13 protein-coding genes are annotated in these 16,405 nt (G+C 74.2%); 7 read left to right on the top strand and 6 right to left on the bottom strand.

The features are described from left to right. Nucleotides 1-36 precede the first annotated feature (36 nt). Complete coding sequence (locus CRP30_RS13930) at nt 37-2,730, top strand: ATP-binding protein (RefSeq protein WP_235003400.1); 2,694 nt, start codon at nt 37-39, stop codon at nt 2,728-2,730. On the opposite strand, the gene CRP30_RS13925 is transcribed toward CRP30_RS13930, so the two are convergent. Together CRP30_RS13925 and CRP30_RS13920 are read right to left on the bottom strand one after the other, a co-directional pair. Continuing rightward, nucleotides 2,727-4,202, bottom strand: coding sequence for a circularly permuted type 2 ATP-grasp protein (locus CRP30_RS13925; RefSeq protein WP_097184543.1), 1,476 nt, complete (start codon nt 4,200-4,202; stop codon nt 2,727-2,729). The two genes, CRP30_RS13930 and CRP30_RS13925, sit on opposite strands and share 4 nt — an antisense overlap. After that, nucleotides 4,199-6,106, bottom strand: a complete 1,908-nt coding sequence (locus tag CRP30_RS13920) for an alpha/beta hydrolase family protein (protein ID WP_235003399.1) — start codon at nt 6,104-6,106, stop codon at nt 4,199-4,201. Before CRP30_RS13920 ends, CRP30_RS13925 begins: the two co-directional genes overlap by 4 nt. A 247-nt stretch (nt 6,107-6,353) precedes the next feature. Here CRP30_RS13920 and sepH point away from each other — a divergent pair, with 247 nt between their 5' ends. Next, complete coding sequence (gene sepH / locus CRP30_RS13915) at nt 6,354-7,283, top strand: septation protein SepH (protein ID WP_097184542.1); 930 nt, start codon at nt 6,354-6,356, stop codon at nt 7,281-7,283. A gap of 89 nt (nt 7,284-7,372) precedes the next feature. Continuing rightward, the gene (locus tag CRP30_RS22525) at nt 7,373-7,846 is read left to right on the top strand and encodes a YflT domain-containing protein (protein WP_097184541.1); all 474 of its coding nucleotides are present in this window, start codon (nt 7,373-7,375) and stop codon (nt 7,844-7,846) included. 13 nt (nt 7,847-7,859) lie between these two features. On the opposite strand, the gene CRP30_RS13905 is transcribed toward CRP30_RS22525, so the two are convergent. Next, nucleotides 7,860-8,666, bottom strand: a complete 807-nt coding sequence (locus CRP30_RS13905) for a TrmH family RNA methyltransferase (protein WP_097184540.1) — start codon at nt 8,664-8,666, stop codon at nt 7,860-7,862. A 95-nt stretch (nt 8,667-8,761) separates the two neighbouring features. Here CRP30_RS13905 and CRP30_RS13900 point away from each other — a divergent pair, with 95 nt between their 5' ends. The 4 genes from CRP30_RS13900 (at nt 8,762) to CRP30_RS13885 (ending at nt 13,074) form a co-directional block, all read left to right on the top strand. After that, nucleotides 8,762-10,861, top strand: coding sequence for a putative bifunctional diguanylate cyclase/phosphodiesterase (locus CRP30_RS13900; protein WP_143278468.1), 2,100 nt, complete (start codon nt 8,762-8,764; stop codon nt 10,859-10,861). Nucleotides 10,862-10,949: 88 nt separating this feature from the next. After that, entirely contained in the window at nt 10,950-11,669 is a 720-nt protein-coding gene (locus CRP30_RS13895) for an ABC transporter ATP-binding protein (RefSeq protein WP_097184538.1), read from the top strand. Next, the gene (locus tag CRP30_RS13890) at nt 11,666-12,457 is read left to right on the top strand and encodes an ABC transporter permease (protein WP_200814746.1); all 792 of its coding nucleotides are present in this window, start codon (nt 11,666-11,668) and stop codon (nt 12,455-12,457) included. The genes CRP30_RS13895 and CRP30_RS13890 overlap by 4 nt, the downstream gene beginning before the upstream one ends. Next, a complete protein-coding gene (locus tag CRP30_RS13885; RefSeq protein ID WP_200814745.1) occupies nt 12,373-13,074 on the top strand; it encodes a TetR/AcrR family transcriptional regulator in 702 nt (233 codons plus the stop codon). The genes CRP30_RS13890 and CRP30_RS13885 overlap by 85 nt, the downstream gene beginning before the upstream one ends. A gap of 1 nt (nt 13,075) precedes the next feature. Here the strand turns inward: CRP30_RS13885 and CRP30_RS13880 are convergent, their stop codons facing one another. The 3 genes from CRP30_RS13880 to CRP30_RS13870 are packed head-to-tail and all read right to left on the bottom strand — an operon-like array spanning nt 13,076 to nt 16,397. Then, entirely contained in the window at nt 13,076-13,939 is an 864-nt protein-coding gene (locus tag CRP30_RS13880; RefSeq protein WP_097184537.1) for an alpha/beta fold hydrolase, read from the bottom strand. 47 nt (nt 13,940-13,986) lie between these two features. Beyond that, complete coding sequence (locus CRP30_RS13875; RefSeq protein WP_097184536.1) at nt 13,987-15,567, bottom strand: APC family permease; 1,581 nt, start codon at nt 15,565-15,567, stop codon at nt 13,987-13,989. Then, nucleotides 15,564-16,397, bottom strand: coding sequence for a thioesterase family protein (locus CRP30_RS13870; protein WP_235003397.1), 834 nt, complete (start codon nt 16,395-16,397; stop codon nt 15,564-15,566). The genes CRP30_RS13875 and CRP30_RS13870 overlap by 4 nt, the downstream gene beginning before the upstream one ends. Nucleotides 16,398-16,405 lie beyond the last annotated feature (8 nt).

The raw sequence follows: 16,405 nt of genomic DNA, 5'->3' as shown, positions 1-16,405 counted from the left end.
CGTGGTGTCGATGGCCGTACGCGGCTGGAGGTGATCGTGGTTCCCGATCCCCCGTCGGGACCCGGGGTCGGCGATCTTTTCGCCGGCGGTGGGGAGTGCGGCCGCCTCATGGCGGAGATCGACTGGGCGACCACTTCGGTCGGCCCCGTCGAATCCTGGCCGGACAGCCTGCGCTTCGCCGTCCGCACCGTGCTCTTCTCACGTTTTCCGACCATCGTGCTGTGGGGTCCCGACCTCCTGCAGTTCTACAACGACGCGTACGCCCCCGTGATTGGCGCGAAGCACCCGGCCATCGGGAAGGACATCCGCCTCACACAGCCCGAGACCTGGGGCGCGCTGCAGCCGCCGATCGACCACGCGATGCGGACGTTGGAGGCATCGTGGTTGCCCGGTCTGCTGCTGCAGCTGGAGCGCCACGGCTACCGGGAGGAGACCTACTTCACCGTCTCCCACGCCCCCGCGTTCGACGACGCAGGTCGGGTCGCCGGCATCCACGCGATCTGCACCGAGGTGACGGGCGAGCTCGTCTCCGCCCGCCGACAGCGTCTGCTCCACGAGCTGGCGACCGCGGGCAACCGGCTCGGCGACGAGGAGGAGACCGTCGCGAACATGTGCCGCGCGCTGGCCAGCACCTCCGTCGACGTCCCGTTCGCCGCTGTCTACCTCTCCGTCCCCGGCGAGCCGGGGTTCCGCCGGGTCGCGGCGGTCGGGTGCGACGACGCGCTGCTGCCGGAGACGGCCGCCGGAGAGGCCGACCTGGCGGGCGTCGTGGACGGGCTCGGCGTCACCGGCGGCCCCTTCGGCGACCGGATCACCGACGCCGTCGTCCTCCCGCTCACCGCCACCCGCGACGGCGAGCCGCTGGGACTGCTGCTGGCGGGACGGAGCCCCAATCTCGCGTTCGACGACGAGTACCGGTCCTTCTACGAGCTCGTGGCCGGTCAACTGGCCGGCGTCGTGGTGAACATCCGCGCCTTCGAGACCGAGCGGCTGCGCGCGGAGTCCCTGGCCGAGCTCGACCGCGCGAAGACGACCTTCTTCTCCGACGTCAGCCACGAGCTGCGCACCCCGCTGACGCTGCTGCTGGGCCCCATCCAGGACGTCCTGGAGAACACCGAGGAACCGCTGCCCGCCGGTGCCCGGGAGCAGCTCGACCTCGCCCTGCGCAACGGCCAGCGGCTGCAGCGGCTGGTGAACGACCTGCTCGACTTCGCCAGCATCGAGGCCGGGCGGGCCAACCCGGTGCGGGTCGAGACCGACGTGGCCACCTTCACCGCCGAGCTCGCCGGCATCTTCCGGGCGGCCGCCGAGCGGGCGGGGCTGCGGCTGACCGTCGACTGCCCGGCGCTGGACCGGCCGGCCTACGTCGACCCGCGCATGTGGGAGAAGGTCGTCGTCAACCTGCTGGCGAACGCCGTCAAGTACACCTTCGTCGGTGGCATCGACGTCGGCCTGCGTTCCGGTGACGACGGCTTCCTGCTCACCGTCACCGACACCGGCGTCGGGATCGTCGCCGACCAGTTGCCGCAGCTCTTCGAGCGCTTCCACCGCGTCCCCGGGGCCACCGCGCGCACCCGAGAGGGCACCGGCATCGGCCTCGCGCTGGTCCACGAGCTCGTCGCGCTGCACGGCGGCACGGCGTCGGTGACGAGCGAGCCCGGGGTCGGCAGCACGTTCACGGTGGCCCTGCCCTACGGCGCTCCCGACGTCGTCGAGGACGCGCCCCGGCCGGCGGCCCACCCGTCCGACGCCGCCCGCGGCGAGGCGGCGAGCTGGGAGGAGGACACCTCCCGGCCCGGCGAGTCGCCTGCGACGCCACCCGCGGGGGGCGGCGTGCTGGTCGTCGACGACAACGCCGACATGCGCGCCTACCTGACCCGACTGCTGGGGCCGCACTGGACCGTGCGGACGACGGCGAACGGCGAGGAGGCGCTGGCGGCCGTCGCCGAGCGGCAGCCCGACGTCGTCCTGACCGACGTGATGATGCCGCGCGTCGACGGGTTCGAGCTGCTGCGCGCCCTGCGGGCGGACCCGGCCACCCGGCACATCCCGGTCATCATGCTCACCGCGCGCGCAGGGCAGGAGGCGTCGGTCGAGGGGCTCGAGGCCGGTGCCGACGACTACCTGGCCAAACCGTTCCGCGCCGACGAGCTCATCGCCCGCGTCCGCGTGGCGCTGGAGCGGGCAGCCGGGCGGGCCGCGGCCGCACCGGCGCCCGAGCGGGCGCCCGCGACCGTGCCCCTGCAGATCGCGGAGGTATCCCGGCCGACGCCGTCCCCCACGGTCCTCCCCGTGCCGCCCGCACCGCGCACCCCCGCGGACCTGCCCGGCGGCTCGGCGTCCCGGTGGCGGGTGCGCTCGGAGCCGGCAGCCATCCCGGTCCTGCGCCGGTCGCTGCGCAGCTGGCTGGCCGAGTCCGGCGTCGAGGAGGACCAGGCCTACGACCTGCTGCTCGCCGCCTGCGAAGCGGCGACCAACGCCGTCGAGCACGCGCAGGAGCCCACCGAGCCGTTCGTCGACGTCAGCGCCTCGGTCGAGGACGGCCGGGTGCTCATCTCGGTCCGCGACCACGGTCAGTGGCGCGAGCGGGTGCCGAGCATGGACCGGGGACGGGGTTCCACGCTGATGAGCGCATTCGGCGAGATCACCGCCACGCCGAGCCCCGAGGGGACCACCGTGGTGATCAGCAGCCCCCTCGCCGTCGCGCGGGACGCCGAACCGCTCCCCTAGCCGACGATCCAGGTGTCCTTGCTGCCGCCGGACCACCAGCCGCCGTTCTCCGGACGGTCCGCCACCCGGGTGAGCGGTGCCGGCAGCGCGGTCGCCGTGTCGCCGGCGCCGGCGACCGACAGCACCCGCAGGTCCACCGGCCTGGGTCGCAGCGCACCGTCCACGACGGTGGGCAGCGTCGTCGGCACCACCGGCTCCTGGGCGACGAACCGGTAGGGCGCCGAGGAGACCTCCGCCTGGAGGAAGGCGAGCTCGTCCGCGGAGCACGACGGCCCGACCACGGCGCCTCGGCCGCCGTACCCGGCGACCGGCCGGACCACTAGCTCGTGCAGCCGGTCCCGGACCTGCGCCCACTGCTCCTCGTCGGCCAGCACCCAGGTGGGCACGGTGCCCAGGAGCGGCTCCTCGCCGAGGTGGAAGCGGATCAGCGCCGGCACCCACGCGTAGGTCGACACGTCGTCGGCGAGCTCGTTGCCCGGCACGTTGGCCAGCCCGAGCCGGCCCGCGCGGACCGCCTCGGTCAGCAGCATGTCCAGCGACTGCCCCGTCGGGGTGCGGAACGCGGCGAGCAGCCCGTCGTCGAACCGCCGGTACAGGACGTCGATCGGGAACCGCTCCCCGTCCACCGCCGCCTCGACCCCGCCGTCGATGCGCGGCCAGAGGTCACCGGCCCGCACCAGCGGCACTCCGAGCACCTCGGCCAGCAGCCGGTGCTCGAACCAGGCGTTGTCGCTCTCCCCGGCACTGAGGACGGCGATCCGCGGCGTGCCGGTGCATGCCCGCGGGGCCGCGGTCGCCAGCCCGGCGCGGAGCAGCGGGACGGCGTCGTGCGGGTCGAGGGTCCCGGCACCCGCGGCCATCAACTCCGCCGCGGCGGCCCGCAGTGCGTCCCGGCCGGCCAGGGCGTAGCCGAGCCCGGCCGGCACCCGGAGGTGGTCGGCGGTCACCACCCACGCACCGGAGGCGGTGCGCACCAGATCGGTGCCGGCGAGCGTGGCCCGCGGCTGCCCGGGCCACGCCTGCGCCACGGCGTCGGGGTCGCGTCCCGGGCTGTGCGCGACGGCCCACTCGGGGATGACCCCGGCCCGCACCACCTGCGGCGCGCGGTCGACGTCCCCCCGCCGGCGTCCGGCGGCCCGGTAGGCGTCGGCCAGGAAGGCGTTGAGCGCGCGGTGACGCTGCTCCACCCCAGCGGCGATGAGCGCCCACTCCGTGCCGCTCAGGATGCGCGGCACCGGGTCCATGGGGAACGGCCGGACCGTCTGGCGGCCGTCGGCCCACGCCCCTACCGTCACGCCACGTGCTGCCCGCTCGGCGGCCAGCGCCGCCGTCGCGGCGGACAGGCCGGTCGTCCCCCACTGCCGGATCACCGACGCGACCGCGACGTAGGCCTCCCGCACCCGGCCGTCCGCGGCGACCGCCTCGTCGGCGGCTGGAGCGGGATAGGCGGCGAAGGGGTCGGGGTTGCTCACAGCCAGCGATCGAACCAGGTGGCGACCCGCTCGCTGAGTTCCACGAGGTGGTCGCGGCCCACGATGGTGTGGCCCTCACCCGGTAGCAGCAGCAGGTCGCTCGGCGCACCGAGCGCCAGCAGGGCCTGGTGGGCCTGTACCGACTCGGCGACCGGCACGTTGGTGTCGCGGTCCCCGTGCACGAACAGCACGGGCGAGGTGAGCCGCTCGAGGTCGGTGATCGGGGACAGCGCGGTGAGCAGCTCCCGGTCGGCGACCGGGTCGCCGTACTCCGTGACCGACGCCGCCGCCATCCACGGCTCGGTCCCGGCGAAGAAGGTGCGCAGGTCGCTCATCCCCGCACCGGTGACCCCGGCGGCGAACAGGTCGGGCCAGCGGGTGAGCGCGACCAGCGTCAGGTACCCGCCGTAGGACCAACCGTGCGCGCCGATGCGCCCCGGCTCGGCGATGCCGGCGGTGACGAGCTCGTCCACCGTCGTCCGGACGTCGGCGAAGGACGTCTCGCGGGCCGGGCCGTCGTCCGCGAGGAGGAAGGCGCGGCCGAAGCCGCCGGAGCCGCGCACGTTGGGTGCGAAGACGGTGAGCCCGGCGGCGACCAGCGACTGGGCGAGCGGGTTGTAGTCCGGCCGCTCGTGCCCCTCCGGGCCACCGTGGAAGCTCACCACCGTCCGGTTCGGGCCCTCCATCCCGGGCGGGGTGTACAGCCACCCGGACAGCGGCAGTCCGTCCGGTGCGACGTAGTCGTGCCGGACCGGCGTCACCAGGGTCCGCTGGTCCGGCCGACGAGGCGTGCAGGGCAGGAACGCGGGCGTGCCGCCGTCCAGGGGGATCCGGAAGAGGCCGCGGGGGGCGCGGGGCCCGGTGAGCTCGGCGACCATGGTGGCGCCGTCGGCCGACAGCGACCAGCCGGGCATGACCGGCTCGGGGAGCGGGATCTCCCGGACCAGCGACCCGTCGGAGACCGCGTGCACCCGCAGCTCGGTGATCCCGCCGTGGTTCCAGACGGCGAGGGCGGTGCCGTCGGTGCGCAGGGCGTAGCCGTCGAGATCGGCGTCGGGCCGGGCGAGGACGACGCGGTTCTCCCCGGGGACGCCGTCGTCGGAGAGGGCGACCTGCACCAGGCCCGCCCGGTCGGTGAACGGGGCACCGGGCAGCGATGCCCGGACGAAGACCGATCGGCCGTCAGGGCCGAACCGGCCGTCCTCGGACGCGATGCCGCCGGGGGCGTCAGGGCTGATCAGCGGACGCTGCTCGCCGGAGGCGACGTCGACGAGCACGATGTGGCGGTAGGCGCGCGGACCCCGCCGGGCCAGCACGAAGCGCCCGTCCGCGGACACGGACGTGACCGACAGGAAGCCGCCGCGGGCGAGCGTCCGGTGGGCGCCGGTCATGACGTCGACCAGCACGACGTCGGCGTCGGGCCCGTCGCCGGGAGCGATCGAGCACACGTAGGAACCAGGACCGGTCCAGCCGCCGGCGAAGACCGTGGCGCGCGGGTCCTCCCCCGCCACCAGCCGCGCGCCGGTCCCGTCAGGACGGACGACGTGCAACTGGGCGCAGATGGAGCCGCCGGGACTCACCAGGTAGGCCAGCCATGCGCCGTCCGGCGACCAGGCGACGGAGACGACCTCCTCGGCCGGCCCGGACAGGACGACCGGATCGGCGCCCTCGAGCGTCGCCATCTCCAGCCGGGGGATGCCGGACCGGTCGGTGACGTAGGCGACCGACGTGCCGTCCGGCGAGAGCGCGGGACACCACGCCCCGGGCGCCGCGGCGATCTCGGTGACGGCGCGTCGGACGTCGGCAGGCAGGAGGTCCGGCATCCCCCGGCTGGGGGCGCCGACGGGGATCCTGGGCCGGCGGGCGGACGTGCCCGGCCGGAGATCGGTCAGCGGACTGACCATGGGGCACCTCCTCATGTGCTCGCGGGGCTCCCACCAGGAGCCCCACTGTTGCGGCCGCGTGTTGCGAACACGTGACATGGCTCGTATCGGCGGGATGAACGGCTGTCTGCACCCGTGCGGGGAAGGTTCTACCGTCCGGGGGACGCGCCGCGCCGCGTCGCCTGCGCGCCGGGTTCGCACGACGCCGATAGCCTCGGGCTCCGGTCCGTCCCTTCCGACGGCCCGGTCGCGAGTCAGGAGGTCCGCCATGCGCACGCTGCGTCTCGTGGCACTCTCCGACGACGGGAAGAGCCTCGTGCTGGCCACCGAGGGCATCGATGGCGCCGAGGGCGAGCGGTTCGAGCTCCCCGTCGACGACCGCGTGCGCGCCGCGGCCCGCGGGGACGCCCGTCGGCTCACCCAGATCGACGTCGACGCCGGCGTCGAACTGCCGCCGCGCGTCATCCAGGCCCGCATCCGCGCCGGGGAGACCCCGGAGCAGGTGGCCGCGGCCTCCGGGACCCGCGTGGAGCGGATCATGCGGTTCGCCTCCCCGGTGCTGCAGGAGCGCGAGCGCGTCGCCGAGCAGGCCCGCGAGGCCCGCGTGCGGCTGAGCGAGGGGGCTCCCGGCGGCGAGCTGCACCGGTTCATGGACGAGCGACTGCGCCTCATCGACTCCGACATCGGCGCGGTCACCTGGGACGCCCACCGCACCCACGACGGCAGCTGGCAGGTCACCGGTGCGTGGCGGGCCGGCGACAAGTCGGGGCTGACCCGCTGGACGTTCGACCTGCCCTCGCGCACGGTGACGCCCGCCGACGCGGCGACGATGGACTTCGCCGAGGGGACCCGGCTCGTCCGCGTCGTCCCCGAGGTGCCCGCCGGTGCCACCGTGACGGCACACCGCCCCCGGTCGGTCAGCGTCGTGCGCGACGACGACGGGCCCGTCGTCCACGACACGGTCACTCCCGACGTGCTCCCGGCGGACCTGCTCACGCGCGACGACGACGAGCTGGTGCGGGACGTGCACCCCGCCAGTGGGTCCCCGGCGGACGACCGGACGATCGACGCGCTCCTCGACGAGGTCGCCGACCACGACACCGTCGTCCTCGGCCGCAGTGGCGGCGAGGACGAGGACCCGCGGGCCCGCATCCCCGCGTGGGAGGACATCGTCTTCGGGGTCCGCCGCCACCGTTAGCCGTACCGACCAGGGCCGTTGGCCTTGTCCGCGCGACCACCGACGGCGACGCTGGGAACGGATCACCGGTCGCGGAGGTTGGAGCGGACATGTCAGCTTCGGTGTCGATGCCGCTCGGCGGCGTCCAGGTGGGTTCCTACGACAGCTACGAGCAGGCGCAGGCCGCGGTCGACTACCTGTCGGACCAGAAGTTCGCGGTCGAGAACGTGACGATCATCGGGTCGGACCTCCGCCAGGTCGAGAAGGTCACCGGCCGGCTGACCCTGGGGCGCGCGACCGCGGCCGGGGCTGCGGGCGGCGCCTGGTGGGGTCTGTTCGTCGGGCTGCTGCTCGGGATCTTCTCGACCGACGGCGGCGGCTGGGTCGGATCGGTCCTCAGCGGGCTGCTGGTCGGTCTTGTCTTCGGTGCGATCTTCGGCGCCATCGGCTACTCCGCCATGGGCGGGCGCCGTGACTTCACCAGCACCAGCGCCATCGTGGCCGGCCGCTACGACGTCATGTGCGCCCCGGCGTCCGCCGAGGAGGCCCGCGCCCACCTGGCGCGCTTCTCCCTGCGGGGCTGAGTGCCCCGGGGCCTCACCGCAGGGTGGCGAAGGCGATCGCGGCGGCCGCCGCGACGCCGAGGGAGTCCACCCCCGGTCGCATCGGGATCCGCGCCCGCACGGTGGCCGCCTGCTGCGCCTCGGGGGTGAGGCCCGGGCCTTCCGCGCCGAGGAGCACCGCCGTGCGCGGATGGGCGACCGGGTCCAGGTCGCGCAGGTCGACCGCGTCGGGGGCGGGCGTGAGCGCCACCGTCGTGTACCCGGCGTCGTGCACCTGGCCGAGGTCGGCCGGCCAGTCGGGCAGGACGGCGAACGGGAGGGCGAGGATGTGCCCCATCGAGACCCGCACCGAGCGCCGGTAGAACGGGTCCGCGCAGCGCGGGTCCAGCAGCAGCCCGTCGATCCCCAGCGCGAGCGCCGAGCGGGCGATCGAGCCGAGGTTCTCCGCGTCGTTGAGGCCCTCCAGCACGGCGAGCCGCCGCGGTGCCGCCGGATCGGGGCCGGCGAGCAGCTCGCCGAGGTCGGCCGGCGGCATGCGATCGGCCGACGCGATCACCCCGCGGGTGAGCCGGAACCCGATGACCTCCGACAGCACCCACTTGTCCGCCTCGTAGGCCGCGACGTCGTCCGGCAGGTCGAGGGCCGCAACCCGGCCCGGCACCCCGAACACCGCCCGCACCCGGTAGGGCGAGTCCAGTAGCCGCTCGACCGCGGACACGCCCTCCACGATCACCGGGCCGCCCCAGCGCGGCGTCCCCTCCGGGCGGTCCCCGGCCTTGAGATCGCGGAAGTCGGCGACCCGGGGGTCCTGCGGGTCGGTGATGACGACGGGGCTGGGCACGAGCCGATTCTGCCCGGACGCTGCGCGCCACCCTGCTGAGGGAGCCCGCTCACGCGGCGCTCAGGCCCTGCTGCCGCCCTGCCGATGCTGCTGGGGTGGCACTCACGACGGCGACGACGCCGCCCGCATCCGGGGACCGGCGGCCCCCGGTGGGGGTCTTCACCCGACTGGCCCTGGGCATGGCGGCACTGGGTATCTGCATCGGTGCGGTCTTCCCCTACTTCGCGGAGTTCCTCGACGTCCCGACGCAGTACTCCCGCGCCTCGACGTTCCGCATGGCCTGCCTGGCTGCGGGCGTCGGCCTCGGCGCGGCGAACTGGCTGCTGGCGCGCCGGGTCATCGGCCGCCGGCTGCAGCTCCTCGCGACGCGGTTGACCGATGTGGCCGACACCGTGGGCAGCCGTTCCGGCTCGTCCGGCATCGCGCGGGCGGAGCTGACCCTCCCCGTGGGCGCGGCGGACGACCTGGGACGGACGGCTGCGGCGTTCAACGCGATGCTGGCGGCGCTCGACCGGGAACGGCGCTTCCGTTCGGTGGTGCAGGCCACCAGCGACGTCATCATGCTGATCGACCTCACCGGCCGGATCTCCTTCGTCTCCGACTCGGTGACCGACCTGCTCGGCCGTTCACCGCAGGAGCTCCTGGGGCAGCGCCCGCACGACCTCGTCCACCCCGACGACCCGGCGCTCCTCGGACTCCCCACCGGCGCCGAGTTCCGGGCCGGTGCCGCCGATCTGCCCGACGTCCTCGTCGTCCGCGTGCGCCACGGCGACGGGAACTGGCGTCACCTGGAGGTCACGTCCTCCGACCGCCGGACCGACCCGGTCATCGGCGCACTGCTGCTCACCGCCCGGGACGTCACGGAGCGGATCGAGCTGCAGGAGCGGCTGGCCCACCAGGCGACGCACGACGAGCTGACCGCCCTGCCGAACCGGGCGGCGGTCCTGGCCCGCGGCGCCGAACTGCTCGCGGCCAGGCAGGGCGGAGGCCACGTCGCGGTCGCGCTGCTCGACCTGGACCGCTTCAAGGAGGTGAACGACACCCTCGGCCACGGCTACGGCGACCGGCTGCTCGCCCAGATCGGACCCAGGCTGCGCCCGCACCTGCGCGAGGTCGACGTCGTCGCCCGGCTGGGGGGCGACGAGTTCCTCCTCCTGCTCCCCGACGTCTCCACCGAGGCCGCCCGCGCCGTCGCGGAGCGCGCACGGGCGGCGTTGATCGAGCCCTTCCTGGTCGACGGACTGGCCCTGGACGTCGACGTCAGCATCGGGGTGGCCGTGTCCGGAGCGGGCCCGCTGGACATCGACTCCCTGCTGCGCCAGGCCGACATCGCGATGTACACCGCGAAGGAGCGGCAGAGCGGCGTCGAGGTGTACGACGCCGCCGCCGACGGTCATGACCGCGGTCGCCTCGTCCTCCTCTCGGAGTTCCGGCGCGGGATGGCCGAAGGCCACCTCGTCCTGCACTACCAGCCGAAGGTCTCGCTCCGCACCGGTGCCGTCGTGGGCCTGGAGGCACTGGTGCGCTGGGAGCACCCGACCCGAGGGCTGCTGCTGCCCGGCGACTTCCTCCCCGCCGTCGAGCAGACCGGGCTCATCGAACCGCTGACCGACTGCGTCCTGGATCTGGCCCTGGCCCAGGTGCGCGCGTGGACGGAGCAGGGGGTGGCGGTGCCGGTGGCGGTGAACCTGTCGGCCCGGTCGGTGCACCGCCCGGACCTGCCGGCCCGCGTGCTGTCCGCGCTCGCGAGCCACGGGATCCCGGCCGGCATGCTCCGGCTGGAGCTGACCGAGAGCGCGCTGGTCGCCGAGCCCGCCCGCGCCCGCGACGTCCTCGGTCGACTGCACTCCGCGGGGGTGAGCCTGTCGATCGACGACTTCGGCACCGGTTACTCCTCGATGGGGCGCGTCAAGAACCTGCCGGTCAGCGAGGTGAAGATCGACCGCAGCTTCATCGCCGAGATGGCGACGACGACGGAGGACGCCGCCCTGGTCCGGTCGGTGGTCGACCTGGGCCACGAGCTGGGTCTGACCGTCGTGGCGGAGGGCGTCGAGGACCCCGCGACCGCCGCCGCCCTGGCGGAGCTCGGGTGCGACGTCGGGCAGGGGTACCTCTACGCCGCGCCGATGGGCGCCGCGGAGATGACCGACTGGCTCGCCGGCCGGCTGCCCGCCGCGGTCACGGCGCGCGCCTGAGGCAGCCGGGACCAACGACTCCGTTGACGGGTCCACAGCAACTCATCTAGCGTTGAGTTCATCACCCGTTGAGTTTCAGGAGGCCGGCATGGATGCCGTCACCGTCACCGATCTCGTCGTCGACAGGGGACGCCGTCGCGTGCTCCCCGGCCTGTCGTTCACCGTCCCCGCCGGGCAGGTCACCGGCCTGCTCGGGCCCAGCGGGAGCGGGAAGACGACGCTCATGCGCGCCCTGGTCGGGGTCCAGCAGGTGCGCTCGGGCCGGGTCACCGTGCTCGGCCGGCCGGCCGGCTCCCCCGACCTGCGCCGCCGGGTCGGCTACGTGACCCAGGCGCCGAGCGTCTACGCCGACCTCACCGTGCGGGAGAACGCCCGCTACTTCGCCTCGCTGTACGGCATGGGCGCCCGGGAGGCCGACGCCGCGATCGCCGACGTCGGCCTCGCCGGTGCCGCCGGTCAGCTCGTCGCGGATCTCTCCGGCGGGCAGCGGGGCCGGGCCTCCCTGGCCTGCGCGCTGGTCGGCAGCCCGGAGGTGCTGGTCCTCGACGAGCCGACGGTCGGGCTCGACCCGGTGCTGCGGGTCGAGCTGTGGGAGAGGTTCCACGGCCTGGCCGCGGCCGGGACGACGCTGATCGTCTCCAGCCACGTGATGGACGAGGCCGGGCGCTGCGACCGCCTGCTGCTGCTCCGCGACGGCGAGCTGATCGCCGACTCCACGCCGGCGCAGCTGCGCGCCGACGGCCACTCCGAGGACCTCGAGGAAGCCTTCCTCACCGTGGTCCGCGCCCGTGAGGAGGTGGCGGCATGACCGCGACCCTGGACCGTCCGGCCCCCACCCACCTGAGCCCGCGCCTGACGGTCTCGACCGCCGGCCGTATCCTGCGACAGCTGCGGCACGACCACCGGACCATCGCGATGTTGTTGGTGCTGCCGAGCCTGCTGCTCGGCCTGCTGTACCTGCTCTGGAAGGACCTGCCGACCATGCCCGGCCAGCCGAGCACGTTCGACCGGGTCGGGCTGACGATGCTCGGGATCTTCCCGTTCGTCGTCATGTTCCTCGTGACCAGCATCGCGATGCTGCGGGAGCGCACGTCCGGCACGCTCGAGCGGCTGCTCACCACTCCGCTCGCCCGCCTGGACCTGCTGCTCGGGTACGGCCTGGCGTTCGGCCTGGCCGCGGCCCTGCAGGCGGTGGTGACGGTTTCGGTCGCGACCACCGTCTACGACCTGGACGTCACCGGGTCGGTGGGGCTGGTGGTCCTCATCGCCGTCGTCGACGCCGTCCTGGGGGTGGCCCTCGGACTCCTGGCCAGCGCCTTCGCCCGCAGCGAGTTCCAGGCGGTGCAGTTCATGCCGGTGATCGTGCTGCCGCAGTTCTTCCTGTGCGGCCTGCTGGTCCCCCGCGAGCAGATGGCCGGCTGGCTGCAGGCCATCAGCGACGTCCTCCCCCTGACCTACGCGGTCGAGGCGCTCCAGGAGGTCGGCAGCTCCACCGAGGCGACGGGCACCATGTGGGTCGACGTCGGGATCGTGGCCGGCGTCGCCCTGCTCGCCCTCGCGCTCGCGGCGGCGACCCTGCGGAGGAGGACCAGCTGAGCACAGCAGGACCCGCACGACGGTCGGGACGGCGCCCCGGGAACCCCGACACCCGGGACGCCGTCCTGACCGCTGCACGGCAGGCGTTCGCCGAGCGGGGTTTCGACGGCGCCACCATCCGCGGCATCGCTGCGGGGGCGGGCGTGGATCCGGCCCTGGTGCACCACTACTTCGGCAACAAGGACAAGCTCTTCCTCGCCGCCATCGAGGCTCCGGCCGATCCGGCGGACCTGCTGCCCGAGGTGCTGGCCGGCGGCCGGGACGACCTCGGGCGCAACGTCGTCCGGCTGCTGCTGCGGGTCTGGGACGGCCCCATGCAGCCGGCGGCCCTCGCCCTGGTGCGGTCGGCCATCGGCAGCGAGCGGACGGCGAAGTTCCTGCGCGAGTTCCTGGTCACCCAGGTGCTCCGCCGTGTGGTCGGGACGCTCGACATGCCCGCCCGGGAGCGGGAGATCCGCGGCGCCCTGGCGGCCTCGCAGCTGATCGGGCTGGTCGTCGGCCGGTACGTGCTGAAGCTGGAACCGCTGGCGACGGCGTCCCCGGAGTGGCTGGCCACGACGATCGGGCCGAACCTGCAGCGCTACCTCACCGGGCCCATCGAGCTGCCGGACTCCTGACTCAGCCCGCCCCCAGGACCTCGCGCAGCCGGGCGGCGAAGGCCTCCGGCTGCCCGTGCTGGCCGAACTCGCCGCCGAGGAATCCGCCGTGGTGGCTGGGGAAGACGACGATCTCCTGCCCCAGGGCCTCGGCCGTCGAGACCGCGGTGCGCCAGGTGAGGGTGTCCTTCGACTCGATGCCGGCGGCGACGACGATCCGGGTCGGCGCCGCCGTCAGCGCGGCGACGTCGAGCCGGAAGGCCGTGATCGCGTCGGAGGCGTCCGACAGCAACGGGTCGTCGCGGGAGCCGTCGTCCTCGGTGGGGAAGCCGAACGCCGCGGGGTCCGGCGTGGCGGTGGCCGCGAAGTCGTCGGTGAACTCGCCCTGCCACGAGGTCAGGGCGATGAACGCGGCCATCCCGTGGCCCCAGCCCTTCGCCCGGTAGACCGCCTGCACCGCGCGGGTGGCCGCGACGGCGCGCTCCGCGTCCGGGAGGACCGGCAGGAGCGGCGGCTCGTGGGCGACGAGTCTGCGCACGTCACCGGGGTGGGCGGCGACCAGGGCCAGCCCGCTGATGGCACCGCCGCTGCTGCCGAACAGGTCGACGGGGCCGCCGACGGCCTCGATGACCCGGTGGATGTCCTCGGCGTGCTGCTCGGGCGTGTGCGTCGTCCGCCCGTCGGTGCGCGTGCTGCGGCCGAGGCCACGCGGGTCGTAGGTGACCACCGTGCGGTCGGGAAAGTGCCCGGCGAGCGTGCCGAAGCCGCTGGCGTCCATCGGTGCGCCGACGAGGAACAGCGGCGGGCGGCCGTCCGCCGTCGGCAGCGGACCGCGGACGTCGTAGACGAGCGCGGCCTCGGGGGTGTCGAGCGTCGTGGTGGTCACGGTCGTGCAGACCGCAGGGGCGCCCCGAACTCATCGCCCCGTCGGGATCAGGCCTCGCCGACGGCGACCTGCGGTCCGCCGGGCACGGGACGCTCCGCCGCGTGGTCGGGCAGCACCCCGGTGCGGTGCCGCTGACGGAGCCGGTAGTACGCCAGGCCGGCCAGGGCGATCGCGCCGATGAAGACGGCCGCACCCCACTGCAGGTACCAGTGGTACGGCTCCGCGGCGTTGTAGACCTCCCGCCGCGGCCAGCCGAGGTTGATCGCCATGCCGGCGCCCCACAGGACCGCCAGCACGTTCACCGGCAGGCCCCAGCGCCCCAGGGAGAAGTGCCCGCGGCTGCCGCCCTCGGCGGGCAGCGGCCACCGGCCACGGAGGCGGCTGAGGAGCATCGGCACCGTCACCAGCAGGTACGCGAGGTAGATCATCACGACGGCGATGCTGGTGATCACCGTGAAGATCTGCGGCTGGCGGATGTTGATCAGCAGGATGGCGATGGAGAGCAGCCCGATGACCACGGCGGGGACGACGGGGGTCTTGAAGCGGGGGTGCACCCGGGCCAGCCGGGCGGCGCCCGGGAGGTTGTTGTCCCGGGCCATGCCGAACATCATCCGGATCGTCGCCGTGTGCACCGCGAGGCAGCAGACGGTGATCGCGACGACGATCGCGAGCAGGAAGACCCGCCCGATCCCGCTGCCCGAGGCCTGGAGGAGCACGTACTGCAGGCCACCGGTGCTGGAGGACAGCTGCGGGTCGCGGATGTCCTCGACGGCCATGAGGCCGAAGAGCAGGATCAGGCCGCCGAGCACGAAGGAGGCGGTGACGGCCCGCAGGATGGCCCGGGGCGCGGTGCGCCGCGGGTCGACGGTCTCCTCACCCATGGAGCTCGCCGTGTCGAACCCGTACATCACGTAGCCCGAGGCCAGCGCGGCCACCAGGAAGGCACCCAGGTAGCCGAGGTCCTGCCCCTCCCCCGTCCCTGCCGTGTCGAGGACGACGTCGGGCCCGCGGGTGATGTTCGCCGCCAGCAGCACGATGATCAGCACGGCGGCGACGAGTTCGACGAAGACCCCCGCGCTGTTGATGCGGGACATCAGCTTGACGCCGAAGACGTTGACCAGCGTGGTGAAGACGATGAGCGCGCTGCCCAGGATCACGGCGTTGACCGCGTAGTCGTAGGTGCCCGTGCCGTCGCCGACCAGCTGGAAGCCCGACCAGAGCTGGGGCAGCGTGATCTGGTAGGCGAGGACGGTGGCCGCCAGCGTCACGATCGAGGCGGTGAGCATCATCCAGCCGGCCATCCAGGCCGTGGTCCGGTTCCCCAGGCGCTTGGTCCAGTTGTAGAGCGACCCGGCGACGGGGAACCGCGCGGCCAGCTCGGCGAAGCACAGGGCGACCATGAGCTGGCCGACGAACACCAGCGGCCAGGACCAGACGTAGGCCGGCCCGCCCGCGCCGAAGCCGAAGTAGAAGAGCTGGAACGTCCCGGTGAGGATCGAGATGTAGCTGACGCCTGCGGCGAAGCTGGCGAACCGCCCGATGCTCCGGTCCAGTTGCTGCCGGTACCCGAACCCGGCGAGGTGGTCACCGTCCTCGGCGTGCCGGTCCTCCCGCGCGCCGCCGGTCATCGGGGCGCCCGGGCGAGCTGACGGCTCTGCGCGACCAGCCGGCCGGTGGAGTCCCAGATGCGGTAGTCCTCGTCGACCCAGCCACCGGAGATCTCGCTCGACCGGGCCTCGACCAGGCACCACCCGGGCGCGGGCAGCGCCCGCACGAGCACCTGCAGCTGCACCGTCGGCGCCCACCCCATGTTGCCCATCGAGAAGCTGGTGGGCGGCAGGGCGTCGGCAAACGTGAGCAGCGCCAGCGGATCGGGTTCGCGCCCGTCGGCGAACCGCAGCCAGGCACGGAGGACCGGCTCACCCGAAGGCTGACCGAAGGCCCACCCCGCCGTCGCCATGTCGAGCCGCGTGTCCACCTGCAGCGAGAGTCCCGGCACCTGCACCCCGGGGGGCGCCAGGTCGCGGTGCTCGGAGACGGAGAAGCACTCCTCGACCGGCGGGACGTCGGGCATCGGACGGCCGTACTCCGACGGCGCCGACGTCAGCGTGGCCGTCGTCGCCTGGACGGTGAGCGCCGGTCCCCCGCCGTCGGACAGCGTGACCAGCGAGTGCGCCAGCGTGCGGCCCGCCGGGCCGGGCTCCACCGTGAGGGTCGCCGGCCCTGCCGCGGGCGCCCGCAGGTAGCTGGCCGACAGTGCGACCGGGTGCGCGTGCGGGCTCTCCAGCACCGCGGCCCGGCCGGCCACCGACAGCAGGTACCCGCCGTTGAGGATGCCTCCCCCGACGTCCCACCCCGGGTCGAGCTCGGCGACCAGGCCGCCGCCGTCGGTCCGTCGGACGGCGGTGGCGGCGTCGAAAGCAGTGGTTGCAGCGGTGGTTGCATCGTCCTGCGGCACGGCGCACA

It is taken from the genome of Blastococcus haudaquaticus, from assembly GCF_900230285.1.
GTDB lineage: Bacteria > Actinomycetota > Actinomycetes > Mycobacteriales > Geodermatophilaceae > Blastococcus_B > Blastococcus_B haudaquaticus.
The sequence above is the reverse complement of the archived record's forward strand: the minus strand, read 5'-3'. Positions and strand labels throughout refer to the sequence as shown.